This is a genomic window from Micromonospora krabiensis (assembly GCF_900091425.1).
Taxonomy (GTDB): Bacteria; Actinomycetota; Actinomycetes; order Mycobacteriales; family Micromonosporaceae; genus Micromonospora; species Micromonospora krabiensis.
Genome location: NZ_LT598496.1, coordinates 141910 through 168712 on the forward strand (window position 1 = coordinate 141910; position 26803 = coordinate 168712).

A 26803-nucleotide genomic window follows, 5' to 3' on the forward strand; every position below is an offset into this window, starting at 1 on the left:
GAACTGATGACCAATCCGTTCGAGGACCCGGATGGCGAGTACCTCGTGCTGGTGAACGAGGAGAACCAGCACTCCCTGTGGCCGTCGTTCGCGGCGGTGCCGGCGGGCTGGACGGTGGCCAGGGCGGCCGGAACCCGCCAGGAGTGCTTGGACTTCGTCGAGGAGTCCTGGACCGACATGCGGCCCCGGAGCCTGGCCGAATCCATGCAGAGCCCGGAATCGCGGTGACGTACGGGCCGCGGGACCTGGCCGATCCGGGGCTCTACCGCGACGGCGAGCCCGAGCGCCTCTGGGCCCGAATGCGGGCAGCCGGGCCGGTGCAGTGGATCGACCGGCGGGACGGGGAGCCGTTCTGGGCGGTCCTCGGCCACGCCACCGCCGCGGCCGTGCTCCGCGATCCCGCCCGGTTCTCCTCCGTCGGTGGCATGCGGCTGGACGACAACTCGGCCGCGGTCCGGTCCTCAGCGAACCGCATGCTGATCGTCACGGACCCGCCGCGGCACGCCCAACTGCGGCGCGTAATGAACGCCGCGTTCACGCCCCGCATGGTCGCCCGGCTGCGCGACACGATGCGCGCGACCGTGCGGCTCGTGCTGGACGAGGCGCTGAAGCGGGAGACCTGCGACCTCGTCCGGGTGGCGGCCCGGCTCCCGGTGTCGGTGATCTGTGACCTGCTGGGCGTGCCGCCGAAGGACTGGGACTTCATGCTGGACCGCACCATGACCGCGTTCGGACACGGCAACCGGGGCGCGGACCCGGCCGCGATGGCACAGGCCCACACGGACATCCTGTTCTACTACGCCGAACTGGTCGAGCGGCGGCGCCGGGAGCCGGGCGAGGACGTGGTCACCGCGCTGGTCAACGGCCGCGTCGACGGCGAGCCGCTCACCGACGAGGAGATCTACCTCAACTGCGACGGCCTTGTCTCCGGTGGCAACGAGACCAGCCGCCATGCGACGGTCGGCGGCGTCCGGGCACTGATGGCCCATCCGGAGCAGTGGGCCCGGATGGTTGGCGGGGATGTGCCGATGAACACGGCGGTGTCGGAGATCCTGCGCTTCACCAGCCCGGCCATGCACGTCGCCCGGGTCGCCACCGCCGATGTGAAGATCGAGGGGATACGGATCCCCGCCGGCCAACGCGTCGCGGTGTGGCTGGCCGCGGCGAACCGGGACCCGCGGACCTTCGACCGGCCGGACGTGCTCGACGTCGGCCGGTCACCGAACCGGCACCTGGCGCTGGCACCCGGCGAGCACTATTGCCTCGGCGCCGCGCTGGCCGAGATGGAGCTGACCGTGATGTTTGAGGAGCTGTGTGACCGCGTGCGCCTGCCGGAGCCGGCCGGCCCGGCCGTGCGGCTGCACTCGAACCTGATCTGGGGGTACGAGTCGATGCCGGTGCGGCTGCGGGCACGCCGTGCCCGGGCGGCCGCACCGGCACCGCTCAGTGGTCCGCCCCGGACCGGGGAGCCGGGATGAGGTTGAGCGTCGCGGCACGAACGCCGGCCTGGAAGCGGGACGAGACGTCGAGCTGGGTCATGGTTTCCGCGACGTACCGCCGGTAGGTGCGGACGGAGACGCCGAGCTTACGGGCGGCGGTCTCGTCCGTGTATCCGGCGTCGAGCATGGTCAGCACGCGGACGAACCGATTTTCGGTCTCGCCCGTTTCACCGGACTGGCCGGTGAAGCGGGCGGCGACGGACAGGTCGACCGCGCGCTCGAACATCGCGTCGAAGAGCGTCGCCATGGAGCGCACCACGTGCGACTCGCGGACGACCAGGAAGCGAGGCACGCTGGCGTGGTCGGTGCGGAGGAGCAGTATCGCGCCGTTCAGCACGGCGAACCGCGGCAACCGCCAATCCACGGTGCGCGCCTGCACGTGCTGTCCCAGCACCTGCTCGAGGTACTCGTCCGTGCCGGACAGCCGGGCGGTCATGTCGGCGTCGATCAGCGCATGGATGGAAGCGGGCTCCTGCAGCAGCGCCCGCTCCAGCGGGCCGGCCGACACGTCGTGCCCGGCGGCCGCGAATCCGGCGATGTAGTGAATGTGGGGCGACCGGTCGGCCTGCCGCGCCCGGTAGTGGTGCACGATGGCTGCGGCTTCGGACTCGGAGTAAAGCGCCTCTGCTGTTGATGAGTAGGGCCGGCGTGTTCCTTCGTGAACGGTAAGCGCTTTTTGGATGAGAATTGTAGCATCGACGAGCATTGTTTCAACGCTGCTTGAGCTGTGCGGATTGACCGACAAATCTTGGCGAATGCCAAAACTCATAGCGCGCTACCCCCGTAGCAAGTCGAGACTAACGGATATGATTGCGTGCTTAACGACGTCTGTCAAGCCCTTGGCGAGGCGGGGGGTGCAGGGTGGTTCAGTTTTTAGACAATCAGCACCCGGGGTTCTCTAACTGCTTTACTGCTGGTGTCAAGGGCCTGCTAGACTGGGGCGCGAGGGCGGAGGTGCACCGATGAATGGCGAACCAACGGGTAGCAACGGTCTCGTGGACGGCAGGCCCGTGTGGGGTGAGGTGTCGACCGCAGTTCACGTGGCCATCGTCCGTCAACTCGTGCGCGACGCCGGAGCGCGTCTGCTCGATCCGCTGGACCGGCTGCTAGGGGCGGACGGCGACGACGCGCCCGTGTCCGAGGTGCTTGGCAGGCGGCTGGAGATCGCCGCCGAGGTGTGGGCGGCGCAGGTGCTCGGCCCGGACGAACGGCTCGCCGCCGAGACCGCCAGGCGCTTGGTCGCCGAGATCTATCAGTCCGGCGACGTCTTCGCGCCGCCGTTCGAGTGGTGGCGCACGCCGTTCGGGGCGCTCGTGGCGCGCCGGTTCGGCCATCCGGCCGCCGAGGCGGTCTCGCTGGCGGTGGCGAGTGCGATGCTCGGCATCACTCGGCAAGGCGTCCATGATCTTGTTAAGCGCGGCAAGTTGCGGCGGGACGAGGCGGGCGGCGGTGTCCTGGTGAGTTCGGTCCGGGATCGCCTCACGCAATTGTCGGAAGTTTTATCCTGCGAGCGCTGATGGGATTCGGATGGCATTGACGGGGCTTCATCCGGAGTTCTCGGGAGACGATTGGGGCCGCCGAGCTACGGCTATTCTTGAAGCCGACAGGGTCGCCGAGAAGGCGACGCCCCTGATTCGATTCTCTTTTGCCGGTGAATCGTCTGCGGCGTTGTTTGTGAAAGACGAGTCGGTGCGACCCACGGGCAGTGTCAAATACCGTTTCGCGCGCAGCCTCTTCCTCCACGCCCTCTCCCGCGGTCTCATACAACGGGGGACGCAGCTGGTGGAGGCGACCAGCGGGAACATGGCGGTCGCGGAGGCGCACTTCGCCCGGATGCTGGGGCTGCCGTTCACCGCGGTCGTGCCGGGTAAGTCGTCGCCAGACCGCATCGCCCGGATCGTCGCGCATGGCGGGGCCGCCTATCGGGTCGATCCGCCGCTGGCCGTGTACGAGAACGCCGAGCGGCTGGCCGGCCAGTCGAACGGGTACTACCTGGACTGTCTGTCCACGCTCGGGCCGGCCATCGACGCTGACCTCGACAATGGCGTTCCCGGACTGCCCGACGAAATCCTGCGCGATTTCGCGGCCCAGGGTCGGCCCGAGCCCGCCTGGATCGTGACCGGCGCTGGCACCGGGGCCACCTCCCGGGCGATCGGCCGCCACCTACGGCGGCACGGATACGCCACCCGGCTCGCGGTCGTCGACGCGGAAAATTCGGCGTATTTCCCTGGCTGGGCAACCGAGTGCCGGGACTACGCGACCGGAATGCCGTCGCGAATCGAGGGCATCGGGCGACCGCGGATGGAGCCGGCCTTCGATCCGGACGTCGTCGATCTGGTCATCCCGGTGCCAGACGCCTCGAGCGTGGCCGCCATGCGATTTCTCGCCCAAGCAGGCGGCGTGGCGGCCGGACCGTCCACCGGCGCCTGTCTGTGGGGCGCGTGTCACCTGATGAACCGCATGAGTCAGGCGGGCGAGTCGGGTGCGGTGGTCATCGTGGCGGCCGATGGTGCTGAGCCGTACCGTCGCTCCTACTACGACGACGAGTGGGTCGCCGGGAAGCGCTGGGACCTTACCGAGCCCACGCTGCGCTTGGAGCGTTTCATGCGGACCGGCGACTGGGATGGTCCCCGATGAGACCGGCGCCCACGCCAGTCCGCTGAACGTTCGTTGGAAGAGGCTTCCGCACGGGAAGCCCCTGCGAAGGAGACCGGGCGAGGCGTCGAGGGGGACCGGACGAGCACACTGGCTGTTGCCTAATGAGCCTTCTCCAAGCTGATCGTGCAGCTCTGGACGGGTGCGGCGAGCCCGGAGATCGATATGATCGAGGCTGCGGGTAAGACACCAGTCGACCAAGATCCGATGCCCCGACCGGGAGCCTCGCTCGTGCTGTTTTAGCCTTCCAGGTCGGCGCCGACGCCGCCGGCCGACTGGTGTGGGCCTCACCGGCACTGCCCGGCTCGACGCACGACCTTACCGCCGCCCGCATTCGCGGCAGCATCGACGCGCTGTTGAGCGCGGACGTGATGACCTCTGTCTCGGTCTTTCAGCTGTTGGGGCGATCGACGAGCCGGCGCAGCGCTGTGCCTACGGTGGGGAAGGCGAGTCGCAGGGTGTGGGCGGTGAGTTGGGTGCCCCACCAGGTGAGGGCAACGAGGTAGCCGACGATCAGGGCGCTGCTGGTGTTGTAGCTGAAGACGAGGGCGTAGCCAATGGCCAGGCCGGGCGCGGTGATGGCGCGGATCAGCCGGCCGCTGCTGGCGGTTAATGCGGTGGCTGCGCCGAGAAGGGCTGCACCGAGGCTGCCGGCGATGCCGGCGGTGGCGTTCGTCTGGATGGGGGTGGTGAGGGTGAGTGCCGCGCGCATGAGGAAGATGCCGGCGGCGGCGATGAGCGCGCAGGTGATGGCGGGGCGGGTCAAGGCGAGCCAGGTGGGCAGCGCGTCGGCGGGGATGCGGGGTGCGGTGGCGGCGATGAGGGCCGCGCAGGCGGCCAGGGGCAGGGCGGCGCCGAGGGTCCATCTGAGGTAGGGGCTGTAGTCGAATCCGACGGCGGTGCCGGTGGCGAGTCCGTAGAGGGTTGCGGCGATCGCGCCGCCGACGGCGGCGGTGAGGTATCCCCGTCGGATGAGGCTGCCGGTGGTGGGTTCGGGCGTTGACGCGGTGGAGGTGCCGGCGAGCCAGGTGGTGGGTGCCAGGTGCGCGACGGCGAAGGCGGTGAGCATGGCGAGTGCGCCGGCGGTGCCGAGTTGCGGCAGTGAGGTGCGGGCACCGACGACCCAGCTGTCCACGGTGGTGATGTCGGCGGTGAGGACGGCTTGCAGGAGCAGCGTCAGCGAGGACGCGCCGATGAGCAGGGCGCCGGTGAGGTCGCTGATCCGCAGCCGCACGCGGGGTAGCCGGGCGGCGCCGGCCGGCATTCCGGGCTGGTGGGTGGCGGTGAGGGTCAGGGCTCCGTCGGCGAGGGCGTGGGGGTGCTCGACGAGGGTCGGAGTGACGCCGGTCGCGTCGGTGAGCTGGTCGGTGAGAGCGGGCAGGGCATCTGCGGGGCGCAGGACGACCACGGCGAGGTGCCCACGGTCGATGTCGGCGGCGTCGAGCAGGTCGCGGACTGCGCCGGGTAGCTGATCGAGCAGAGGCTGTGCGGCCGCGGTGATGTCGTCGCGGGTGATGACCGCGGGCTGTCGGGGTGCGGGCAGCAGGATCGGCGCCCGTTCCTGTTCGGCGAGCAGGTGACGGGCGGTGCGGACGGATTCCAGGAGGGCGAGGCGGCTGGCCGCGGTGTCCTCCGCCGGGTGGGTGATCGCCGTTCGGAGGGGGTCGTTGTCGTCGGTCGCGGTGTACACGACGCGGTGGGTGATGAGGTGGTCCAGGTCGGGTACGCCGTCGAGCTGCCGGGTTGCCAGTTCGCGGTAGCCGTCATCGACAGTCTGCAGGACGGTGAGGGTCGCCGGGTGGCGGTCCGCTTGGCAGACGAGCACGCAGGAGCCTTCGGGTGAGGTCAGGCCGAGCGCGGCGGTGTAGGCGGCGAGGGCGGCGGGTGCGGTGACCAGGGCGGGAGACGGTAGTCCCGCTCGGGTTGTCGCTTCCGTGACGTGTCCGCGGCGGCGTGGCCCCCAGGCGGGTGGAATGGTCACGGTGAGCTCGGCGGCCGGCTGGCCGACCTGGTGGGCGGCGTAATGGCCGATGTGCCGCAGGACGGCGGCGAGCAGGTCCACGGGGTCCGGCTGCGCCGAGGCGGAGGCGTCGACGGGCATGCCGAGCAGACCGGTGGGGTTGTCGACGAACCGGTGGTCGGCCGGGAGGGACCTCGCGGCGGTGGCGTCGAGGCCGACGTAGAGCTGGCCGGCTGGGCCGATCGCGACGCCCAGCGGCATGGTGAGGCGACCGTCGATGAGGATCGGTACCCGCGTCCCGTGCTGGCTGACGGTGGCGGCGATGGCTGAGCAACTGAGGTCGATCGACAGTCTGGCGCCCCCGCTTGGCATGAGGGGCAGTCTCGCCCGTGGGGGAGTGGCGACGTCAACCGTGATCGTCTCCGCGTGATCCTTTGTGCGCGGATGGTGAGAATCCTCCTCGACGGGATGGCCGCGGACGCTCATCCTCGTGTATGCGAGGAGGTTGACGATCAACCGCGGGGGAGGGATCGGTGCCGCAGATGTCCCCGGACAAGGGCGACAGACCCGCCGAGTACGGTGCACGGCCCACGGTCCATGCTCCCCGGGAATCGCCCCCGCCCCGTCGCGGCTCGTTGTCCCGGTCGGTGGCCAGAGCGGGTCGCGCCGTCATCGGCGCCGGCACCTTCCTGATCGCGGTGCCGGCGGTGCTGTGGTCCGCCGGCGGCAACCCCGTGCGACGCCTACCGGCCTGGTCGCAGATCCCCGACTGGTTCGCACGCTCCAGCGGACGCTTCACCCCCGACGTCCTCATCGGCGCGGCGCTATGGCTGATGTGGCTGCTGTGGGGCGCCTTCGCGCTGCTGCTGCTCGCCGAGGTCCTCGCGGTGTTGACCCGGTGGCGGGTTCCCGCGCTCAGGTTGCCGACCCCGCTGCACCGGCTCGTCTTCGGCTTGGCCGGCACCGCCGCGCTGGCCGTCACGTCCACTGGCACGTTCGTCCGCGCGTCCACACCCGACCAACCCGCTACGTCGACCGCGGCGACGGAACGTGTCGAGGTTCCTCGGCAGGCCGTCGACCGCGGGCCGGCCGTCATCTACGTCGCCGACCAGCGCTACCTCTACACCGTCGAGCGGCACGACACCCTGTCCAAGGTCGCCAAGCAGTGGCTCGGCGACGCGAACCGGTGGCCGGAAATCTGCCACCTGAACAAACACCGCCACTTCCCGGGTGTCGGCGGGAAGCTGCGTGACTGCGACCTCATCTACCCCGGCTGGGAGCTCCGGCTGCCCGCCGACGCCCGCCCACCGAAGGCCGCCACACCCGCAGCACCTCCCAAGCCACCATCGCCGACCACACCCCGCCCCGCTACCCCGTCCGCCCCGCCGAGCCCGGATCCCGAGCCACCGGCCGCGCAGCCGCCCGCCAGCACCCAGGGGGCGACCACCAGCCCCAGCACCACGTCACCGCCGGCCCCGAGCACGCCAGCGTCCACGCCGGCTCCCTCGTCGACAGCCTCCGGGCACGCCACGTCGCCAGTCCCGCCATCGGTCACCGACACCCACGATCCCGCCAGCGACTCGAACGAGGACGGGGTGCAGCTGTCGGCCACCAGCTGGCTGCCCTGGTCGCTCGCCGCCGCGATCAGCGCCGCCACCACCCTGGTCTGGCTGCAACGCCGACGCCGCTACACCGGCGAACCCGACACCGACCCGCCCGCCGAGCTGCCCCCGCCTGTCGTCCAGGTCCGCCGCGCCATCGCCGCCCGCACCACCGAGCCACCGTCCCCGGACAACGACGACCCGCAACCGTCGGCCCTGGTGCCCGAACTCGCGTCGCTGCCGGGCGGCGGAGTCGGCGTCGTCGGCGACGGCGCGCACGCCGCAGCCCGCGCCGCTCTCGTCGCCGTCCTGTCCTCCGGCGGCCCGCACCACCCCCACGCACGTGGTGAGGTCATCATCGACACCACCACCCTGGCCACGCTCCTCGGCGCCGACCCGGCAGCCCTCGCGCCGTGGCAACGGCTGCACATCGTCGACAGCCTCAGTGAGGCTCTCACCGCGATCGAAGCGCGGCTGTTGCACCGCAGCCGCATCCTGGACGAGCACGCGCTGACCGACCTCGACACCCTGCGCCAGCGGGTACCCGACGAGGAGGCCCTACCACCGGTCGTGCTCATCACCGCCGTCCCACCCGCCAACGCCTCCATGCAGGCCAAGACCGCCCTCACGCTCGGCGGCGACGTTGACATTGCCGCCGTGCTGCTCGGTGAATGGCCGCACGGCACCACGATCACCGTCTCCCCGGACGGCCACACCACCCTCGGTTCCGGACCGACGGGGTGGCAGGTCCCCCCGCGCCTGCCCGTGCTCGAGACCGACACCGCCCGGCAGATCCTTGGGACCCTGCGGGAAGCGCAGACCGGGGAACCCGCCCCGCTCCCGTCACCCGGCACGCCGGCCCCGGCCGTTGCGCTGCATGTGAGTCGAACCGTTACCACGTCTCCCGACCGGAGCGCACCGGTCACCGCGACTGTCGACGCCAGCCCCACCGTCAAGGCCCGACTGCGGGTGCTCGGGCTGCCGCACATCGACAACATCAGCCACCCCGGCCGGCCGTTACGCGCCAAAGCCCTCGAGCTTGCCGTGTTCCTCGCCTGCCACCCCGACGGCGCCACTACCCGCGACATCGGCGAATACCTCGAACCCGACGCCCGCCTCAGCCAAGCCGACCAACGCGTCCACACCAACGCCAGCAACCTGCGACACGTCCTCGGTCGCGCCGCCACTCCCGGCGTGAGAAACGCCTACCTGGTCAAGAGCGGCGGACGCTACCGGCTCGACCCCGCCACCGTCGACGTCGATGTCTGGACACTGCGCGACCTGCTCCGCACCGCCACCATCGCCACCGGCCCCCGCCGCCGCGAACTGCTCACCGCCGCTTGCGGCCTCTACAGCGCGCCGCTGGCGGACGGCCAGGACTACGAATGGCTCCCGGCGCATCGGGAGACAGTGCGCCGCTGGGGCACCGAAGCGCACCTGCTGCTGGCCGACGACCTCATCGATGCCGACCCGCAAGCCGCCTCCGACCTGCTCGACAAGGCCATCGCAATGGATCGCTACAACGAGGCCCTCTACACCCGCGCCATGCATGCGCGCCACGTCCTCGGCGACGCCGATGGTGTCCGCACCCTCCTACGCGTCCTAGCCAAAGCGCTGGCCGACCTGGATGCCGAGCCCCAGGAGGCGACCATCGCCCTCGCCAACCGGCTCCGGAGCAGCCCCGTTGATAGGTGAGGATCGGAAGGAGTGCGGCGACCTACCCCGCGTCATATTGGCGCAACGCATCCGCCGAGGACCGCCGAACGAATCTGACGCTGCGGTTTCGCGTAACTGCTCGGGGGCCTCGCCCGTCAAGGACCTTCACCGGCGAGGGGCGGCGGCCTGCTGGACACCACGCATCGCACGATCATGCGGCGGGCGACGTCCGCTCATGTTGATGTGAGCGCGCACGCCAGGCGCCATCCGACGACGGCATACGCGCCGTCGAGGCGCAGCTCCCGTTAACCTGTCGGGTTTGTACCACGACCGCAGGGGGCGACGGTCTTGCCGACGTGACGACCTTTCGCAGACGTGGGTGAGTTGGGCGCTGCTGTCGGCGGTCTTGCGCAGCATTCGGCGTGCCGGCCTGCCCTTGGCCACCCGGCTACACGGCGCGCAGCGCCCCGGGGCGGCGGCCGGTCAGGCGGTCGAGCGCGGCCGTGGTCGCCGCGTCGGCCGGCAGGTGAACGATCAGGCGCTGCTCGTCGGCGTCGGGCAGGTCGAGGATTTCGTACGCCAGCCGCAGCCCGCCCACCTCGGGGTGGACCATCCGCTCGACGCCGGTGCGCTCCGGCGGGCCTGACGGCGCCGCCATCCGATCGGTGAACTCGGGGCCGACGAGCACGGTGAGGTCGTCGGCCAGGTCGGCGGCGTGCGGATCGCCGCGGCGGACCTCGCCCTTGAGCTGGGCGACGTGGTGGTCGGCCACCCGGTCCCAATCGGGGTACGCGGTGCGGGCCCGTGGATCGGCGAGCACGTACCGCACCACGTTCGGTCGGTGACCGTCGAGCAGCCCGACCGGGCGGGTCAGCCGCTCGTAGCCGGTGGTGGCCGCCAGCACGTCGCCGAGCCGGTTGAGCACCACTGCCGGGCCGGGTTCGAGCCGGTCGAGCAGGGCGCGCACCGTCGGGCGCACGTCGGCGGCTGGTGCGAAACCGGCCGGGCACATCACGCCGGCGTTCGCCTTGCCGAGATAGCGCAGGTGGGCGCGGTCGGCGGAGGAGAACCGCAGTGCGGTGGCGAGCGCGTTGAGCACTCCCGGCGACGGGTGCCGGTCGCGGCCCTGCTCCAGCCGGGTCAGGTACTCCACGCTCACCCCGGCCAGCGTGGCGACCTCGGCCCGCCGCAGGCCCGGTGTGCGCCGCCGCACCCCGGCCGGCAAGCCGACCGCCGCCGGCGAGGTCGCCTCCCGCCGGTCCCGCAGGAAGCGCCCCAGCTCGTTGTCGGTCGCCGGATCGGTCACGTCCTTGACCCTACCCACCCGGCATGCCCGCAGCGTGGCCCTGCCAGGGACAGCCATGGCACGGTCTCCCTCGGTGCCCGCCATCCCGCCACAGTGAAGCGGACCCGACGAGAGGGAGACATCTGATGGATCTGGGACTGACCGGACGCACCGTGATCGTCACCGGGGCGACCGGAGGGCTGGGTGGCCCGATCGCACGCCGGTTCGCGGCCGAGGGCGCCGACGTGGTGCTGACCTACCACCGTGCTGCCGACATAGCCGGGAAGCTGGCCGCCGACCTCGGCGGGCGCACGATGGTGGCCCGGTACGAACTCGGCGACACCGGTTCGGCCCGCGACCTCGTCGACACCGTGCTGGCCTGGTCCGGCCGCATCGACGTGCTGGTCAACAACGGCGTGCGGTGGGGGGTGTCCGAGCCCGACGCCGGCAGCCGGTTCGAGGACGTGCCGGACGACACCTGGCTGCGGGTACTCCGCGACAACATCGAGGGGGCGCTGGCGCTCAGCCGGCTCGTCGTCGCACACATGCGGCAGCGTCGATGGGGGCGGCTGGTGCACGTCTCGTCGTCGATTGCGACGAACGGCATGGCCGGCGGCGAATACTACGGCGCGGCGAAGGCGGCGCTGCACGGGTTCAGCCGCTCAGCCGCGTTCTCGCTGGGCCGGTCCGGCGACATCCTGTCCAACGTGGTGTCGCCGGGCCTGACCCGGACCACGACTAACGGGCACATCGTCGACTCGGTGCCGGAGAGCTACACCGACGTGATCCCGCTCGGCCGCCTCCTGGACGCCGACGAGATCACCGCGCCGATCACGTTCCTCGCATCGGCAGCGAACACCGGCATCACCGGTCAGGTGATCGCCGTCGACGGCGGCGTCTGACCGTTGGCGGCCGGTACGGCCGATGAAGATGCAGTACGTCCATCGGCGCAAGGTCACGTGCACTCATCTGCCGCACTGCGCTCGTTGCCGGACAGCGGACGCGAGTGACCGCACGCAGCAACCGTCTGATCTCGTGGCCGTCGCTTGACCCACCCGCTCAGTCGTCGACTTCCTGCGCTGCTGCGGCGATCGGCTCGAGCCCCGCGATCAGCTCGTCGAGCTCGTCGGGGGTGAGCACGTCATACGCCGGCGCCGCCAGCTCGTCGGTGAGAGCCTCGATCCGCTCCTTGATCTGGCGGCCGGCGCCGGTGAACCCGCCGGTGGCGTCCACGAGGCCGCGGCGGCGCAACCCATCGATGACACCGGCGAGCTGCGCCTTGGGCAGGTGGTGGGTCCGGCCGAACTCCTCCGCCCTCATACCGAGGGAGAGAGCGAGCAGGACGTGGGCCTCCGTGCCGCCGATGCCGTGGGCGACCAGGGCGGCGTTGTGGCCGTCCCCGCGGTGCTCCCGCAGCAGCGTCGCCGCGTGCCAGAGCCTGGCCACCGGCTCCTCGGGCACCTCGAGCGCCCGCAGCCCGGCGTACAGCGCGCGGCCCTCGGTCGGCGCGCTGACCCCTGCCCGGGTGGCCAGGCTGGCGGCCCGCACCAGAGCGGGCGAGTCGGCGAGCTGCCCGATCCTCTGCCGCAGCGCTGCGGCGCTGCCCCGCTCCCGCACCGCGATCGCCTCCTGCGGGGTGATCTTCCCCCAGACCCACGGGATGTGGCGCGCCACCTCGCCGTCGGCGAAGTTATAGAAGACCGCGTGCACCACCGCGGCCGGCGCCAGGCCCAGCGGCGCGGCCCGGCCGGCGAAGTACCCGTCCCAGTAGTTGCGCACACCCAAGGCCAGGAATGCCTCGTTCGGCACCTCGGAGAAGGTGACGGTGGCGATCGGCTCGACGAGCTCGAACATGCGGTGGATCTTGGCCAGTGGGTGCAGCATCGGTCCGCATCTCCCTTGGTCGCGACCGCGCCCTCGTGGGCAGCCTCTCACACCAGCTACGAACAACGCGGCCCGGATGCGACAATCCCGGCCGACATCAGTCTGACTCTCATGGCACCCCTTTATGTCAAGGCGCCGCTGACACCATGGGTTAGGGTGGTTGGTGGCGGGTCCGGGAAGTGGCTTGTCCGAAGGGCCGATGTCCGGGGTCAGGTCGGTCACGCTGGATTGCAGAGTCGTCCCCGAGTGCCCTCCCGGGCCTGCCACCTGCCTGCGATTTTGGTCGGCGACCATGCGGGAGTAGACCACGTTGGACAGGCGGCGCTTCAGCGCGCGCATGGCTTCCATGGAGGTCTTCCCGGCGGCCTTCTTCGCGTCGAAGTAGGCGCGACCTTGCGTGCGGTTGCGCAGCTGGACCACGGCCATGATGTGCAGAGTTCGGTTGATCCGCCGGGTTGCCGGCGCGGGAGAGCCGGTGACGCTGCTGGTCGCCAGAGGAGGCGTCCAGGGGTGCGGTGCCGTTCCAGGAGGCGAACCGGTCGCGGTCGGCGAACCGGTTGATGTCTCCGACGTCTGCCAGTAGGCGGGCCGCGCCTGAGGGGCCGATGCCGTGCAGCTCCATCAGGGTAGAGCCGCGGGCGGCCACCAGCTCCTTGAGGTCCTTCTCCGCGGCCTTGATCTTCTTGTCGATCCCCTCGAGTTCACTGATCAGCTCGACGGCGAGGCGGCGTCTGGTCTTGCCCACGATGTCGCGGGGTTTGACCGTCGCAATCAATGCGCGGGCCTGTGGCGCGGACAGGAACTTCTTCGCGCCGCCGGGTAGCAGTTCCAGCAGCAACCGGTGCAGCCGGTTGATGGTCTGGGTGCGGGCGCGGCCCAGCTCGTCACGCCGGTCGGTGAGCATGCCCATCACCTGCAGGTCCGCGTCGACCTGAACCTGCACCAGATGCGGGCTGCGTAGCGCCACCATCGCCACCGAGTGCGCATCCACCGGGTCGGTCTTGCGGCCGTTGCCGGCGGCGAACACCCGCACCTGCGCCGACAGTTTCGCGGGCACGTCCAGCACCGTCTCATCGTCGTGGACCAGGCGGTGGGCGATGTGCTTGCCGATGCCGGTGCAGCCCTCCACCGCCCAGACCCGATCCGCATACCTGCGACCGGCCGCGAGCATCTCGGCGTAGCCGGCCTTGTCGGTGCCGTACCTGCCCGTAGCCAGCACCCGGCCGCGTTCGTCGACGACCTCGATGGTGGCCGAACGCTTGTGCGGGTCCATCCCGATGATCATGCTCATCGGCGCCTCCCTTGGCTGAACTCGACGGAGTTGTCAGCAAGGAGGGCACCGCTACTTCGAGCAGAACAAACCCCTTTCCAGCCACTCCTCGCGCGGTGCCCGGCGAGACCGCAGGCCATGAGAGAGCCACACCAATGACACCGGTGGGCAGCCGCAATGTGGGAGCGTCTCGCCGGGCACCTGGACCGAGTCTGGCCGGACACCGATCCTGGACCAAGTCTCTAAGAGCTCCTAACTCTTTGAGCGTTGGAGTCGTCGCCAGCAGATGATGGCGCAGGCGAGGGTGAGGAAGGCTTCGTGGATGTCGTCGCGGACCTCCCAGCGGATGCGTAGGCGACGGAACCAGTGCAGCAGGGCGATGGTCTGCTCGATGACCCACCGTCGGGTGCCGAGGCCGGATCCGTGATCGCCGCCGCGTCGGGCGATGACCGGGGTGATGCCCTTGGCTCGCAGGTCTCGGCGGTAGCAGTCGTAGTCGTAGCCGCGGTCGGCGTAGAGCCGCTTCGGTCGTTGTCGGGGTCGACCGCGGATGCCTCTGATGGGTGGGATCTTGTCGACCAGGGGCATCAGTTGGGTGACGTCGTGCCGGTTGCCGCCGGTCAGGCTGACGGCGAGGGGGATGCCGCCCGCGTCGGTGATGACGTGGTGTTTCGAGCCCGAGCGGCGGCGGTCGACCGGGCTCGGACCGGTTTTGGGCCGCCCTTGAGCGCCCGAACGTGGGAGCCGTCGATCACCGCCCGGGACATGTCCAGCTGGTCCGCGGCCCGTAGTTTGCCGAGCAGGACCTCGTGTAGTCGCTGCCACACGCCGGCGTCGTTCCAGTCCCGCAACCGGCGCCAACAGGTCATCCCCGACCCGAAGCCGAGTTCCTGGGGCAGGTACTCCCACGGGATCCCGGTGTAGAGCACGAACAAGATCCCGCACAACACCTTGCGATCATCGAGGGGCTTACGGCCCGGGAACCGGTGCCTGCGCGGTGGACGGGGCGGCAGCAGCGGATCGATCTCCGCCCACAACTCGTCCGAGACAATCCACGGCGGCTGTTCACCCCTCCTCACGGCGGAGCACTCTAGTCGATCGTCCATCAAGGACAAGACCCCTAGATCATTCTGTTAGGAGTTCTAAGTAGCCGAGATCAGTGCGTCTACTTCTTCCCGCTCGACGCATCGAGAGGCGCGGTTACGGGCCCATCGAGGCGCAGGACGATTTCCTCGATTTCAGTGCTGCGCCCGTTGGCGAAGGACGTCTCCGTACCTGTGATCCAATGTCGGTATCCGCCGCCGATGGCGGCCTCAGCCGACGTGGGTCGACGGGGCGCTGCGGATCAGATGCTCGGGGGAGGGGGGAGCGACCCGGGTGACGAGGAACTTCGGAGCCATCTCGCAGTAGCTGTCGGTGATCAGTTCGGCGATCTCGGTCCAGTCGGTGTGGTCACCGAGCAGGGCGCCGGCGACGTTACGGCCCCATTCGGCGCGGAAGAAGGGGAAGCCGTTCGCGGTCAGGCCGAGCAGTTCGTTGGCGGGCGCGCGAAACGTCATCAGGGTCGGCGGCTCGCCGGCGATCGGATGCCGGGCGTACGCCCAATGACGTTCCTGACGCGGCGTGTAGACGTGGACGAATGTCCGCTTGCGGATCCGCCAACGAACGCCGATCCAGGCCGGTTCCTCGTACGCCTCGGGCAGCCGTCGGCAGATCGGTCGCAGTTGGTCCAGGATCTCCGGTGGCACGTCTCCAGGAGCGGACATAGGCCCGACAGTAATGGGTCGTCAGCGAACTTCGCGCACCGGTCGCTCGCCGCAGCTTCGACGCCCCCTCGAAGCGGCAGCTTGATCAACCTGACGGTCTTCCCAGCCCCGGCGTCAGGTCAGTCGCGGTGCCACCTCGGCTGCGACCCACTCCATAGCCTTCTCGACATGTTCAGCCGCGACAGGCAGCCACAGGGTGCAAGCGGTGAGCCCTGCCTCGGCGAGCCGCCCGAGGTCGTCGGCGACGCTCGCTGCAGTGGGTGTAGTGCCACCGAGCGGCCGTCCCGGTGGGGGGACCGCTGCGGGGAGCCCGGGCGGAGTGAGGAATGCAGCTGACGCGAGCGTCAGCCGGTCAGCGATTTCTGCGCCGGCGAGGTCACGCAGACGGCGCCGGACGTCGGTGACCTCTGCGGCGTCGGCGCCTGTGCCGTACCAGCCGTCGCCGAAACGCAGCGCACGGCGCAGGGCAGCGTCGCTGTGGCCGCCGACCCACACGGGCGGACCGCCGACGGTGATCGGAGGCACTCCCAAGTGAGCGGCGTGCAGTGTCGTGAACGGCCCGTCGAAGTCTGCGGGTCGCCGGGCCCACAGGGCCTTGGCAGCGGCGAGGTGGTCGTCGGTGCGTGCACCGCGTTCACGGATGGGTACACCGACGGCATGGAATTCGTCAGGATTCCAGCCGGTGCCGACGCCCAGGACGAAGCGGCCGCCGGACACGACATCCAGGGTGGCCGCCTGGTTGGCGAGCACCAGCGCCGGGTAGTACGGCGCGACGAGTACGGATGTCAGCAGCCGCAGGCGCGTAGTCGCCCCTGCGACGGCCGACAGCAGAACAAGCGGGTCCGTGTCGAGGCCGAAGCCGCTATCCAGGAGGCGGTTGCCAACCGCGACGTGATCGAAGCCCAAGTCTTCAGCGTGCTGTGCGGCGCGGAGCACGCTGGCTCCGTCATCGAGCGGCCAGCGCGGTTGAAGGGAAATACCGAGGCGCAGCAAGGGCATGAGGTTGCCTTTCGACGGCAGTCCGATGGCGACACGGCGATCATCGGCCGCCCTGTCGCCACACCCAACTCCCGCACCGCCTCTATTTCATCCCGGGCCGGGATCCTGCGGATCATCTGTCACTCCGTGTGGTGCTCGCCGACCAACGCCGGAACTCTGTAAGCCGGTGAACCTTCCCGGTCAGAGCACTAGGTACGCGCGATGCTCAACGAGAAGGAGAGGTTCCTGGCCGGGTCGGGCGACCCGCGCTCGGCGCGGCTGCTGGAGCTAGCCGATGAGCGCGGCCGGCTCGACGGCGAGCTACGCGAGATCGCCGAAGCGGCCCGGGCTGCGGACGCAGTGGCCGACGACCTGGCCGCGCTGCGAGAGAGGCTGCGCAGTGCCGCCACCTGGTCCGACTACGACGTTTCCCTAGGCGGCGCGCTGGGAGGCAGCGCGGTCATGCATTCGCGACTTGACGAGACGGCGGCCCTGGCCGCCCGCGCCGACCGTAACCTGGCCGTGCTGCGCACCGCGCTCGCCGACGTGCCGGGCCGGCCGGTGATCGCGTCGCAGCTGAGCTTCGACTGCCTGACCCGGCTCGCCGGCGTGTGGCTCGAAAGCGTTCTGGCCGACGTGGCGGTCCGCGGCCAGATCCGACACGCCGCGGCACACGCGGCCCGCTGCGTCACGCTGGTCGACGATGTGCGGCGCCGACTGAACCAGCGGGCCGCCAGCGCCCGGGAGCGACTCGCCACGACCGCCACCGAACGCCGCGATCTCCTCACCACCCCGCCGACCGCCCAGCAATCGTAGGAATTCGGTTCATTGGTCCGCCCCGCGAGCGTCGCGCCGCAGCCAGTCGGCAGGCCCGCCGCGCCTCCCGAACAGCCCCCACTAAACCGTGGGGTCCGGTGGTCGCCCCCGGAAGCGGAATGCGACACAAATGGGTCGCTAGCCGCAACCCGCTGGTTGAGATCATCACTGAGCCCTTTTCATCATGAGTAGGGGCTGGTCTCGACGCGGTGCAGGACGAGGATGGCCTGCACGATCGCGGTCGCGCGGCGGGGACAGCAGCGCAGCTTGGTCAGGAGCTTCCAGGTCTTGAGCGTGGCGATGGCGCGCTCGCCGCGGGCGCGGACACGGGCATGTGCGCGGTTGACGGCCTCCTGCCGGCGGGACAGCTTCGGCCGGTAGCGGTGGCGCTTGAACGGCGTGCGCACGCTCCCGCCGGCTCCTTGGTAGCCCTTGTCCGCGAACGTCATCACGTCCGCGCTGCTCAGCGCGTCGATGATGCCGTGAACACGGGCGGCGCTCAGGTCATGAATGGCGCCGGGCAGCGCAGCCGATGCCCAGACCAGGCGACCCGCAGCGTCCGCGATGACCTGCACGTTCACGCCGTGCCGCTTGTGCTTCCCGGAGTAGTAGGGCCTCTGATCGGCGACCCGGTCGATCGGGATCAGCGTGCCGTCGAGGATCGCGTATGCCAGCTTGCGGATGCGCTCCATCGCGGTAGCCAGATCGTCGGCCGCTGCGGCGAGCAGGTCGACAGCTTCGCGGACGTAGCGCCAGGCGGTGGTGACGCCAATGCCGAACCCGGCTGCGAGGCGGGTGTAGGTGTCGCCGTTGCGCAGGTGGGCGAGGGTGAGCAGGGCTTGCCGACCGGGGTCCAGACGCCGCCACCGGGATCGACGCTGCCGACGGTGGCCGCGGATGCACTCGGCGAGGTGGCTCAGGGTTCGACTGGACAGCGGAATCGTGGCGGGGTAAGACAGCACGGCGAGGCTCCCGGTCGGGGCATCGGATCTTGGTCGACTGCTGTCTTACCTGGAGCCTCGCCCTCATCGATCTCCGGGTTACCCACACCCGCCGTGACCAGCACGATCACGATGAAAAGGGCTCACTATGGTCAAGGATCCAGTGCGGTCGCGACGCGGCGGATCGCCGCGATCTTGTGAACCCAATCGCCCAGGTGGGTGATCTTGACGACGTCTCCGGTCTTTGGCGCGTGGATGATGAGTCCTTGGCCGAGGTACATGCCGACGTGGCGCGGGTTGGACATGGTGCCCTCACTGCCGGGGATAAGGATGAGGTCGCCGGGTAGCAGGAGCGCCGGACCGGGCACGGGCTCGCCGACCTCGGCCTGCTCGGTGGTGACGCGGGGGAGGGAGATCCCGGCGGCCCGGTATGCCTGCTGCATGAGGGAGGAGCAGTCGCATTGCTTGTCGGGGTCGCCCGAGTGCGGGTCGGTGCATGACCCTCCGAAGCGGTACGGCGTGCCGAGCTGTCCGAGCGCCCAGAGGATCGCGGTGGTGACCTGCGGCGGGGTGTTGGCGGGGAGGCTGAATCCGTCCGGCAGGGCGGCGAGTGAGCTGGTGGTGCAGTCGGTCAGGGTGTTGGTCAGCTGGTCGACGAGTTCGACGGCGTCGTCGGTCCACCTGGCGTAAGCGTCGGGGAAGGCCGAGCGCTGGACTGCCTGCGCGGCCTGGGTGAGGGGCATGGTTTCCCAGCCGGTGACGGTCAGCAGCCTGTCGAAGAACGTCCTGGCCTGGTACTGCGGCTTCGACAGCTGCGCGACGGTGCCCCAGCCCTGACTCGGCCGCTGCTGGAACACCCCGATGGAGTCGTGGTCGTTGCTGTCGCCGAGGTGCGGCAGGTTGCGCAGGCCGGATTCCTGCATGGCGGTGGCGAGGGCGATGACCCATCCCCAGCGGGGTACGCCCTTGGCGACGCCGACGTCGATGATGGTCGCGGCGATCGCGATCTGTTCGGTGTCCCAGGCGCCGTTGCCGGGTGGCTGACCGGCGGGTCGGAGCGCGGGCGCGGCGGCGCTGCACCCGCCGGCGCCGCCACCCAGGATGGAGGACAGCAGCAGCATCGGCAGGCCGAGGCAGCCGATGATGACGATGGTGACGACGCCGATGACGGCTTTGGTCATGGCAATGCCTTTCGATGAGAACGAGGAGGGGCCGGGTCTTCGTGTAGGACCTGGCGGCCGCTAGGGCGAGGGCGAAGAGCTCGGCTATCGGCGGTAAAGCAGCGGGCCAAGCTCCGTGTGGGTCACCGGAGGAGTTCGGTGTTTGGGTGGCGCGCGACGGGTGGCCGAGGTCGGTAGGGGTGACGTAGCGCGAGGCGCAGTGGCCGCCTTCGAGACCGGGGTACGAACCGCGGCGCCCCGTAATAGTCGAGGAACAAGTGCGCCGCGGACCTGCGGGTGAGCCGGTTCGTCGGCTGACGGGCGCTGGTGCCGAGTCAGTGGCAGTCGGGGGTGGTTGGTGGATCGCGGCCGGCTGTGGTGGATGGGGCAGGTGCAGTCGGCCTGCTCTCGTGGGCGTTCCGGTCGGTGAGGGACGCGCCTTTGGCTGAGTCGGGTCGTGGAACGCAAAAAGGGTCGTGGGCCGCCCTCGCGGGCGGCCCAACAGGCCCATCAGGGGGCGGGGTGTGGAGCGACTACGCCTGGCCACGCTCCTGCGGCGGGCTTTGCAGGATGGCGATGGCCTGGTGTAGCTGCCGCTCGATGAGGAGGCTGGCGGCGTAGAGGTCGTGGTGTGCGTGGATGTGGTCGGCGTTGGGCCAGTCCCATTGGCCGCCGGGGAGGCGGTTGACGAACCAGAGGTCTGCGCGGTGGTCGAGGAACAGGGCGCAGTCCCACTGTTCGATGATCAGCGTTGTGGGCTGTGTGGCGCAGGTGATCGCGCAGGCGCAGCGGTCGTCGTGGTAGGTCGTGCGCGGGTAGCCGTGGTGCTGTGGGCAGCGGCAGTCACAGAGCCGCTGCCACGGCGCCGTGTAGGCCATGCCGGCCTCCTTGCAGCGTGAGGCGCGTACGCCTCGGGGCCGCCGGCGGGGGCGGCCCCGAGGCGTACGCGGGTGGGAAGGGTGCGGCCCGGGTCAGGACGGCGGGCTGAGCCGGGTCCGGCCGGGTCCGAGGCGCACGTCGCGCTGGACCTGGCGGGTCTCCTCGACGGTGAGCAGGTAGGCGGGCAGCTGCGGCAGGCCGCCGCGCCAGGCGCGGTAGAGCCGGTGGATGCCGTCGATGAGCAGCGGCGATGGTGACCCGCTGATGAGCAGCTGCGCGATGATCACGGGTGTGGTCAGGTCGGTGGCCGTCGCGTAGGAGCGGTCCAGGCCGTCGCGGGTCGCGCCGACGAGGCTGATCGTGCGGGCGTTCGTGTTGTCGAGGTGGGAAAGCCCGCATGCCTGCGCCCAAGCCGCCACGTCCAGCGGCCGGGTGTCGCGCCGTGCGGCGGTGATCAGCGCGAGCGCCGTGTCGACGGCGAAGATCCACGGCCCGAAGTGGAACCACTGTGGGTGGGGTTCGGTCATCGGCCGCCGCCGGTGACCCGGGTGTAGATCGCGACGCAGCGCAGGATCAGCTCGTGCGACGGCAGGGTCAGCAGCCGCTGCCGGTGCTCGTCGGTGAGGTGGTCCCAGATGGCGCAGGTGGCGCTGGCTGACCACAGGTCTACCAGCACGCCGTCGACCTTGGCGTGCTGTCGTGCGGCGACGATGCGTCGCAGCGATTCGAGCAGCGTCGCGTCGCCGGGTGGGTGGGTGTAGTCGTCGGGCCGGGCCGCGTCGGGCAGCAGGGTCAGGCAGTCCTCGCAGGTGCGTTCGGCGCGCGGCGGGTCCTCGTTTTCCCACCGGGTGATGGTGTCGGCGGGCAGGCCGCAGACGGTTTGCCGCGGGTCGCGTGGGTGGTGCAGGTGGCCGGTCGTCGGCGGCTGCTGCGTTGCGGGTGGCATCCGGGTGCGTGGGTCATGGGTGGTTGCTCCGTTCGGGCTGGCCGGGGCAGCGGGCGCGCGTCCGCTGCCCCGGCCTGGGAGTGGGGGACGGTCAGACCGTCAGCAGGTGGAAGGCGGCCACCTTCAGGTCGCCGGTCTTGCCGGTGACGACGCGGTTGGCGCGGGTGGTGGCGTCCTTGGCCTGCTGGTAGTGGTCGAGGTACTCGGTGATGGCCTGGTATCCGGCCCAGCGGGTGCCCGCGATGGCGCGTTGGGTGTCGGCCTCGGTGATCAGGTACTTGAGGGTGCCGAGGCGCTCCTTGGCGTTGTTGCGGGTCTTCTCCGAGGCGTTGTCCTTGACCGGCCACACCTGCGCGACCACGTTCTCGAACTCGCGCATGGTCATCTCGGTCTGCAGCATCCGCTCGGCGGCCTTTTCGAAGGTGTCCATGTACGTCCAGATCAGGCCCAGCGCCTCGCGGGCCTGGGCGATCTGGGAGCCGACGTTGCTGGTGTGCCGGAACGTGTAGTGGCCCACGGCGTGGGCGAAGGCCGCACGCTGCGTATTTGCACACACCACGCGGATGGGGCTGGCGTCCACGCGCAGGGCGGCGGTGCCGTCGTGGGAGGTCGTCCCGATCAGGTAGAGGTCCATCCGGTCGACTCCGGCGATCTCCATGGAGTCGGGGAGTTTGAGCGTGACGAACACGCTCTTGCCGTTTCGCAGGCTGCCGGCGGTTTCGAAGTGGGCGCCGCCAACCTGGTCCACGAGCCGGTCGAGCATGTCGGCGCACTGTTCGTTCTGGACCACGGTGTAGTCGGTTCCGACGACACCGAGGTACTCGGTCGCACCGGTGACCGGGTTGCGGCGTACGGTCATGCGCTTGTCGTCGGCGGGGATGGGAACCTCGACGCCGTCCACGTCGTCGATGCCCTGGACGCGGATGGTGCGTACTCCCCAGTTGCCGAGCAGGGCGGCGCCCATGATCTCCTGGGCGCTCATCGTGTTCTGGGTGACGGTGCCTAGTTGGTGCCAGGCTGACAGGCGGGCGCTGGCGAAGGCGGTCTGGCCGTTGGCGAAGGTTTCCAGTTCGTGTGGCACAGCTTGTCCTTTCAATATGCGGCGGGGGCCGAGCCGTCCGGCTCGACCCCCGACAAGGGATGGGGATGGGTTACTGCTGCCCGGCGTCGCGGGTCGGCTCGCGCCGAGGTGCGATCGTCATGGGCGTCCGGTCGACGCGGACGATGCGGCCGTCGGCCGCATCGTTCAGAGAGAGCGCGATGCACGTCCAGGTGGCGGCCGTCGAGCGGGCGCTCATCTCCCCGGCGCATCAGGTAGGCATGCGCGGGGCGTTGGGCCGGCCTCTCCGTGACGAGCGTTGACTGAGGAGTGGCCGGTCAGGCATCGGCGGCCAGGTTCCGCGGGACGGTTGCGGGTGTCGCCCGACTGCGCAGCCGCCGTCAGGATCGTTCGGCAATGGCCCGGGCGGACTGGTCCGTCGCGTCGTCGTCGGGCTGGGCGGGGTACTGGAACGCCCACGGCGACTCGGAGACCATGACGATGTGGCCGGCGGCACCGAGCTTGCCGCAGTTGTTGCGCACCGCCCCCGAGCTGACTGCCCGGCCTCCGAGCCGGGTGCTGATCGCGACGGCGATCTCCTGCGGCGTCATCGTCCGCCCCGGGTTGGCCGTGAGCGTTTCGAACGTCAGCCGTTCCAGCTCGCCTCTGGCGAACGGCTGGCTGCCGTCGGTGTTGACCGTGGCGTCCGTGCGGGGCGTCCCGGCGGACGACATACCGTGTGTGCGGGTGGGCGGCCGCGTGGGCAGAGCCACGGTGTGGACCGTGCCGTCTGAGGCGACGATGTGCAGTGTCGCGTCCGGGCGGACGAGGGGCTGCACCTGGGCGAGCGCGTCGGGCGACGCGGACAGGCCCTTGACCACCTGCAGGCACAGCGGGCAGCGGGGCGGCGCCGGGTTCGGGTCGACCTCGCTGGCCTTGGTGGGGCCGGCGATCCACCGCCGCGGCACCCCGGGCAGCAGGCGCGCGGCGTCGGCCTGTTCCATCGCGGTCAGCAGCCGGGAGGCGGTGGTCTCACCGATGCCGCTTTCGGCCACGATTTCGCTGATGGTCGCACCGTCGTCGCCGTGTTCGCTGAGCACCGCCTTGATCGTCATGACTTTGCGGTCGCCGGGGCGGCTGGGCTGGACCACGGTGACCCGGTCCCCGGCGTCCGAGCCGTCGGAGTCGTTGTCCGCGTCGCTGGTGTCGTCGGTGGCGACGGTGCCCGGGTCGTGGTTGTCGGCATCACCCTCGCCGACCTCGGCCGGGTGCGGGTCGACGTCGGTTCCGCTCGGCTCGCCGCCGGGCGGCGTGTGGTCGCTGCCGGCGTCGTCGTCGGCGTGGCCGGCCTCAGCCCGGTCGGTGCCAGACGCGTCAGTTTCGCCGGTGTCGTCGTCAGCGCCGGCCGGCTCGTCGGCGCCGGGTTCGGCGTCGCTGCTGATGTCGCGCTCCTGGGTTTCGGCCGCGACGCGCTGCGAGGGGGCCCACCGGGTGAGGGTGCCGTCGGTGGTGTCCGCGTCGGTGTCGACCGCGACGATCAGGGCGGCGTCGGCGAGGGTCTTGATCGCCCGGTCGGTGGTGGAGCGGGCCTTGCCCGAGCGTTCGCTGAGCTCGGCGGCGGTGCCCTGGCCGAGCGCGACCAGGGCGTCGAGGACGGCCCGGGTGCCGGGCGTCATGGTGGACGGGTCGTACGGCATGTTCCCTCCCTGGGAACTGGTGGGTTGATGCCCCGGCACGGCGCTGTGTCGGGGGCTTGTGCGCCGGGTCGTGGACAGCCGTCATGGCGGAGGGCGCGTCGTGCGGCCCGCCGCCGTGACGTGGGTGTCGGCCCGGTGACCGTGGCGGCGTCGGGGAAGCCCCCGCCGGCGGCTGAACTGTCGTGTTGTCGGATGCGGGGTCAGGCGATAGCGACCGCGCACAGACGGGCACGGCGGTGGAGGCTGCGCACGTAGGCGCAGGCCTCGTTGAGGAAGCGGAACCGGTCGGCGACGGAGTCGCCGGCGGGGGTGAGCAGGCGGCCGTCGGTGGTGATCAGCGCGTCGCCGATCAGGGCGGCGCGCCAGTGCAGGCCGGCGTAGGTGGCCTCGCCGGCCTGGTAGACCGACAGCTCGTACGGGTCGAAGTGGTGGGCGAGCATCGCCAGGACGCGGGGCTGCTGCTCGAAACGGCGGCGAGCCTCGGCCACCGTGACGGTGGCCGGGGCGGCGTGGTGCTGGGCGAGGAAGTCCTCCCACGGTCGGGCCGGCAGGGTTCGGGCGGCGATGTGGGTGTTCCAGGCGCGCCAGCGCAGGGTCGCGTCGTGGGCGGCGGTGGCGGCGGTGCCGGTGAGATCGAGGCGGCTCTTGCGGCCTCCGGCGGCGACGGTGATGGCGCCGAAGCGGCGGGCGGCGTCGAGCAGGTAGTAGCCGATGAATCGGGTGAGCCAGCCGATGAGGCGTCGGTGGCGGACGCGGTAGCGGCGGGCCGGAGTGCCGTTGGCCTCCAGGAGGTCGTTGACCTTCTCGCTGGCGGCGAACCAGTCAGCGTCGTCGCCGGGGGCGAAGCAGACGGTGACGACCAGGTCGGCGTAGCCGGTGGGTGTGGGCATGGCGGGGTGCTCCCTTCACGAAGGTGTGGGCTCGGGTGGGTGTGCGGTGATGTCACCGGGTCGCGGCGTCTGGACCGGGAGTGCTGCCGGTGTGGCGCGGGCGGGAATCACGGGCCGACCAAGACGGTGGGCTGGGGTGATCCCGCGGGCGCGGGCAGGTCCGGGATGCCAGACGGGCGGTGGTGCGGGAAGAAAGAAGAAGCTGCACCGTAGCCGCGTGACCTGACAGCACCGCCCCTGTCAGGAAATCCGGTCATGCCCGTGACCTGGGCGGACTGGTGCGGTGGCGCGCCTGTCAGGGTCTGTCAGGCGACGAAGAGGCCGTCGTCGTCGAAGTTGGGGTTGTCGGCCACCGGCTGACCGTGGTCGGCGACCAGGTCGGCGATCCCGACGCGGCTGGTCGCGCCGATCGGCAGCCATACCGCGTCGGCCGGGTTCGTGTCGTGGGTGGCGGTGGCGACGGTGACCTCACCGTGCTGGCCGCGCAGCATCCGGTGCAGGTGTTCCTCCCGGGGGGCGCTGCCGAGCCAGAACAGCACCGGATACCGGACGCCGACGCGGCGGGCCAGGGTGGCGTAGCGGTCGAGTTTGGCGAGCAGCCTGCCGAGCGGTTCGGTGCCGGTGTCGGCCTCCAACCAGAACCCGACGGTGGTCTCGTCGAGGCTCCACAGGCCGTGGCCGTCGGCGGTGATGGTGCGGAACTGCTTCGTGGTGGTCGTCTCCGACCACCACCGGTCCAGCCGGGCATGCGGATGCCGTCGGGTGTGCGCGCGGAGCCGGACGAAGAACTCGTTGACCGTGACCAGGTGGCTCAGGTGCGGATTCGCGGAGAGTCGTTGCACGCGGTGGCGGCTTGCCCGGGCGGTGGGTTCGGGACGGTCGTGCACGGCGGCCTGGAACCGCTGGCCGTGGTGGCCGAGCGTCCAGTGCCAGGGGTGGTTGCCGCCGCCGGTGCGGGCGAATCGGAACCGGTCCAGCAGGCCCAGCTCGCGCAGTTCACCGAGGCGGACCTGGCAGGTGCGCCGGGCGGTGAACAGCAGACGGTGGATCTGGTCGGTGGTCAGCACGTGATGCTCGTCGAGGAGGTGTAGGAGGTGGCGGTCGCGGTCGGTGATGTGGGGGTAGATGGCCAGCAGGCCATCGGGGCGCGGTGGAGGCATGGGTGCCTTTCGGGGCTCGTTCGGGGGCGGCATGGGGGGCTCGTTTGGGGGTGTCGCCGAAACGAGCCCCCAAACGAGCCCACGCAGCCGGGTCTGTCAGGTGCTTGACCTGGGAAGATCCGGCCTGACGGCGACCGCAGTGCAAGATCGACTAATCCCGACTCCCTACCGGGACTCTCTCTCCCCGGGGTGGGCAGGGGTGCTCAACGCTCCTGTCGGGCGGTCCGCCGTTTCATGGCGGTGCGGGCGAGCTGCTGCAGCGGCGGCTCGTCGTCGGTGCGGCGGTGCGCGGTGGCGCAGTGCTGGCGGATGGCGGTCGCCTCGCCGACGACGGCGACCGGCGGGTTGGTGGTGAAGGTGAACGACGGGAGTTCCCGGTTGCCCACCAGCAGCCGGGCGGCGGCGGTGTAGACGTCCAGGTGGGCCAGGTCGTGCTCGTCGAGCTCCGGTTTGGTGTGCCGGGACAGCTCGCGCGCGTCGGCGGGGTCGACGGTGAAGAACAGCTTCGAGCGGGCGTTGGCCGACACCGCCGCGGCGATGTCCTTCGGGAGCTGCGCCAGGTCCTGATGGGCGAGCACCAGGCCCAGCCGGAACCCGCGCGCCTCGGCCAGCATGTCCCCGACGCTGCCCGGCAGTGTCAGGAAGTTCTGGTGAAAGTCGGCCAGGGACGCCCTGCCGGTGTTTCCACCGGTGGGTTTTCCCTGACCGCTTCCCGAACCGG

General features: G+C 70.5%; 24 protein-coding genes and 2 pseudogenes. 8 read left to right on the forward strand and 18 right to left on the reverse strand.

Annotated elements, in window-relative coordinates; genetic code table 11:
• The first annotated feature begins 3 nt into the window (after positions 1 to 3).
• Positions 4 to 228, forward strand: coding sequence for an MbtH family protein (locus GA0070620_RS00560; RefSeq protein ID WP_172836545.1), 225 nt, complete (start codon positions 4 to 6; stop codon positions 226 to 228).
• The gene (locus GA0070620_RS00565; RefSeq protein ID WP_231922067.1) at positions 225 to 1478 is read left to right on the forward strand and encodes a cytochrome P450; all 1254 of its coding nucleotides are present in this window, start codon (positions 225 to 227) and stop codon (positions 1476 to 1478) included. The genes GA0070620_RS00560 and GA0070620_RS00565 overlap by 4 nt, the downstream gene beginning before the upstream one ends.
• Here the strand turns inward: GA0070620_RS00565 and GA0070620_RS33355 are convergent.
• The gene (locus GA0070620_RS33355; protein ID WP_231922068.1) at positions 1444 to 2268 is read right to left on the reverse strand and encodes a helix-turn-helix transcriptional regulator; all 825 of its coding nucleotides are present in this window, start codon (positions 2266 to 2268) and stop codon (positions 1444 to 1446) included. The genes GA0070620_RS00565 and GA0070620_RS33355 overlap by 35 nt on opposite strands.
• 193 nt (positions 2269 to 2461) lie before the next feature.
• Here GA0070620_RS33355 and GA0070620_RS00575 point away from each other — a divergent pair, with 193 nt between their 5' ends.
• From GA0070620_RS00575 to GA0070620_RS32520, 3 genes and pseudogenes are all read left to right on the forward strand, one after another.
• Positions 2462 to 3016 (forward strand): hypothetical protein, encoded by a 555-nt coding sequence (locus GA0070620_RS00575; RefSeq protein ID WP_091587434.1) that lies wholly within the window; start codon positions 2462 to 2464, stop codon positions 3014 to 3016.
• A gap of 10 nt (positions 3017 to 3026) precedes the next feature.
• Positions 3027 to 4136: a PLP-dependent cysteine synthase family protein gene (locus GA0070620_RS00580; protein ID WP_091587437.1), complete on the forward strand. Its 1110-nt coding sequence runs from the start codon at positions 3027 to 3029 to the stop codon at positions 4134 to 4136.
• Positions 4137 to 4402: 266 nt separating this feature from the next.
• Positions 4403 to 4531: pseudogene (locus GA0070620_RS32520) on the forward strand (IS5/IS1182 family transposase); the annotation flags it as partial.
• A 14-nt stretch (positions 4532 to 4545) separates the two neighbouring features.
• On the opposite strand, the gene GA0070620_RS33925 reads toward GA0070620_RS32520, so the two are convergent.
• Positions 4546 to 6486, reverse strand: a complete 1941-nt coding sequence (locus GA0070620_RS33925) for an Hsp70 family protein (RefSeq protein WP_172836357.1) — start codon at positions 6484 to 6486, stop codon at positions 4546 to 4548.
• 275 nt (positions 6487 to 6761) lie between these two features.
• Here GA0070620_RS33925 and GA0070620_RS00590 point away from each other — a divergent pair, with 275 nt between their 5' ends.
• Positions 6762 to 9410: a LysM peptidoglycan-binding domain-containing protein gene (locus tag GA0070620_RS00590; protein ID WP_231922076.1), complete on the forward strand. Its 2649-nt coding sequence runs from the start codon at positions 6762 to 6764 to the stop codon at positions 9408 to 9410.
• Between the two features lie 409 nt (positions 9411 to 9819).
• Here the strand turns inward: GA0070620_RS00590 and GA0070620_RS00595 are convergent, their stop codons facing one another.
• Positions 9820 to 10677 carry a helix-turn-helix transcriptional regulator gene (locus tag GA0070620_RS00595; RefSeq protein WP_231922078.1) on the reverse strand — a complete coding sequence of 286 codons (858 nt, stop codon included), beginning with the start codon at positions 10675 to 10677 and terminating at the stop codon, positions 9820 to 9822.
• Positions 10678 to 10802: 125 nt separating this feature from the next.
• On the opposite strand from GA0070620_RS00595, the gene GA0070620_RS00600 reads away from it, so the two are divergent.
• The gene (locus GA0070620_RS00600; RefSeq protein ID WP_157741482.1) at positions 10803 to 11558 is read left to right on the forward strand and encodes an SDR family NAD(P)-dependent oxidoreductase; all 756 of its coding nucleotides are present in this window, start codon (positions 10803 to 10805) and stop codon (positions 11556 to 11558) included.
• Between the two features lie 157 nt (positions 11559 to 11715).
• Here GA0070620_RS00600 and GA0070620_RS00605 read toward each other — a convergent pair whose 3' ends face one another.
• The 5 genes from GA0070620_RS00605 to GA0070620_RS00625 form a co-directional block, all read right to left on the reverse strand.
• The gene (locus GA0070620_RS00605) at positions 11716 to 12540 is read right to left on the reverse strand and encodes a MarR family winged helix-turn-helix transcriptional regulator (protein ID WP_172836547.1); all 825 of its coding nucleotides are present in this window, start codon (positions 12538 to 12540) and stop codon (positions 11716 to 11718) included.
• Between the two features lie 151 nt (positions 12541 to 12691).
• Positions 12692 to 13831 (reverse strand): IS110 family RNA-guided transposase, encoded by a 1140-nt coding sequence (locus GA0070620_RS00610; RefSeq protein WP_231922081.1) that lies wholly within the window; start codon positions 13829 to 13831, stop codon positions 12692 to 12694.
• 231 nt (positions 13832 to 14062) lie between these two features.
• Positions 14063 to 14916 (reverse strand): IS5 family transposase gene (locus GA0070620_RS00615; RefSeq protein WP_157741483.1). Its coding sequence is split into 2 segments (ribosomal slippage): positions 14063 to 14526 and positions 14526 to 14916, totalling 855 coding nucleotides; the frame shifts between segments, so codons are not numbered across the junction.
• 207 nt (positions 14917 to 15123) lie between these two features.
• A complete protein-coding gene (locus GA0070620_RS00620) occupies positions 15124 to 15576 on the reverse strand; it encodes an MmcQ/YjbR family DNA-binding protein (protein WP_091587451.1) in 453 nt (150 codons plus the stop codon).
• A gap of 114 nt (positions 15577 to 15690) precedes the next feature.
• Entirely contained in the window at positions 15691 to 16575 is an 885-nt protein-coding gene (locus GA0070620_RS00625; RefSeq protein ID WP_091587453.1) for a TIGR03619 family F420-dependent LLM class oxidoreductase, read from the reverse strand.
• Positions 16576 to 16776: 201 nt separating this feature from the next.
• On the opposite strand from GA0070620_RS00625, the gene GA0070620_RS00630 reads away from it, so the two are divergent.
• Positions 16777 to 17370, forward strand: a complete 594-nt coding sequence (locus tag GA0070620_RS00630; protein WP_091587457.1) for a hypothetical protein — start codon at positions 16777 to 16779, stop codon at positions 17368 to 17370.
• 182 nt (positions 17371 to 17552) lie between these two features.
• Here GA0070620_RS00630 and GA0070620_RS00635 read toward each other — a convergent pair whose 3' ends face one another.
• The 10 genes and pseudogenes from GA0070620_RS00635 to GA0070620_RS00685 all read right to left on the reverse strand — a co-directional run.
• Entirely contained in the window at positions 17553 to 18332 is a 780-nt protein-coding gene (locus tag GA0070620_RS00635; RefSeq protein WP_091587259.1) for a transposase family protein, read from the reverse strand.
• Positions 18333 to 18463: 131 nt separating this feature from the next.
• On the reverse strand, positions 18464 to 19492 hold the full coding sequence (locus GA0070620_RS00640; protein ID WP_091587460.1) for a C40 family peptidase: 1029 nt from the start codon (positions 19490 to 19492) through the stop codon (positions 18464 to 18466).
• A gap of 512 nt (positions 19493 to 20004) precedes the next feature.
• Complete coding sequence (locus tag GA0070620_RS00645; protein WP_091587463.1) at positions 20005 to 20349, reverse strand: hypothetical protein; 345 nt, start codon at positions 20347 to 20349, stop codon at positions 20005 to 20007.
• A 93-nt stretch (positions 20350 to 20442) separates the two neighbouring features.
• Positions 20443 to 20877 (reverse strand): hypothetical protein, encoded by a 435-nt coding sequence (locus tag GA0070620_RS00650; protein WP_091587465.1) that lies wholly within the window; start codon positions 20875 to 20877, stop codon positions 20443 to 20445.
• Positions 20874 to 21296: a hypothetical protein gene (locus GA0070620_RS00655; protein ID WP_091587467.1), complete on the reverse strand. Its 423-nt coding sequence runs from the start codon at positions 21294 to 21296 to the stop codon at positions 20874 to 20876. The genes GA0070620_RS00650 and GA0070620_RS00655 overlap by 4 nt, the downstream gene beginning before the upstream one ends.
• 91 nt (positions 21297 to 21387) lie before the next feature.
• Positions 21388 to 22377, reverse strand: a complete 990-nt coding sequence (locus tag GA0070620_RS00660; RefSeq protein WP_091587470.1) for a DUF932 domain-containing protein — start codon at positions 22375 to 22377, stop codon at positions 21388 to 21390.
• 359 nt (positions 22378 to 22736) lie between these two features.
• Positions 22737 to 24032, reverse strand: a complete 1296-nt coding sequence (locus tag GA0070620_RS00670; RefSeq protein ID WP_091587475.1) for a hypothetical protein — start codon at positions 24030 to 24032, stop codon at positions 22737 to 22739.
• Positions 24033 to 24232: 200 nt separating this feature from the next.
• Positions 24233 to 24922, reverse strand: coding sequence for a hypothetical protein (locus GA0070620_RS00675; RefSeq protein WP_091587477.1), 690 nt, complete (start codon positions 24920 to 24922; stop codon positions 24233 to 24235).
• Between the two features lie 305 nt (positions 24923 to 25227).
• On the reverse strand, positions 25228 to 26082 hold the full coding sequence (locus GA0070620_RS00680) for a replication-relaxation family protein (RefSeq protein WP_091587480.1): 855 nt from the start codon (positions 26080 to 26082) through the stop codon (positions 25228 to 25230).
• A gap of 203 nt (positions 26083 to 26285) precedes the next feature.
• Positions 26286 to 26732 (reverse strand): annotated as a pseudogene (locus GA0070620_RS00685) (type VI secretion protein); the annotation flags it as partial.
• Positions 26733 to 26803: the final 71 nt, after the last annotated feature.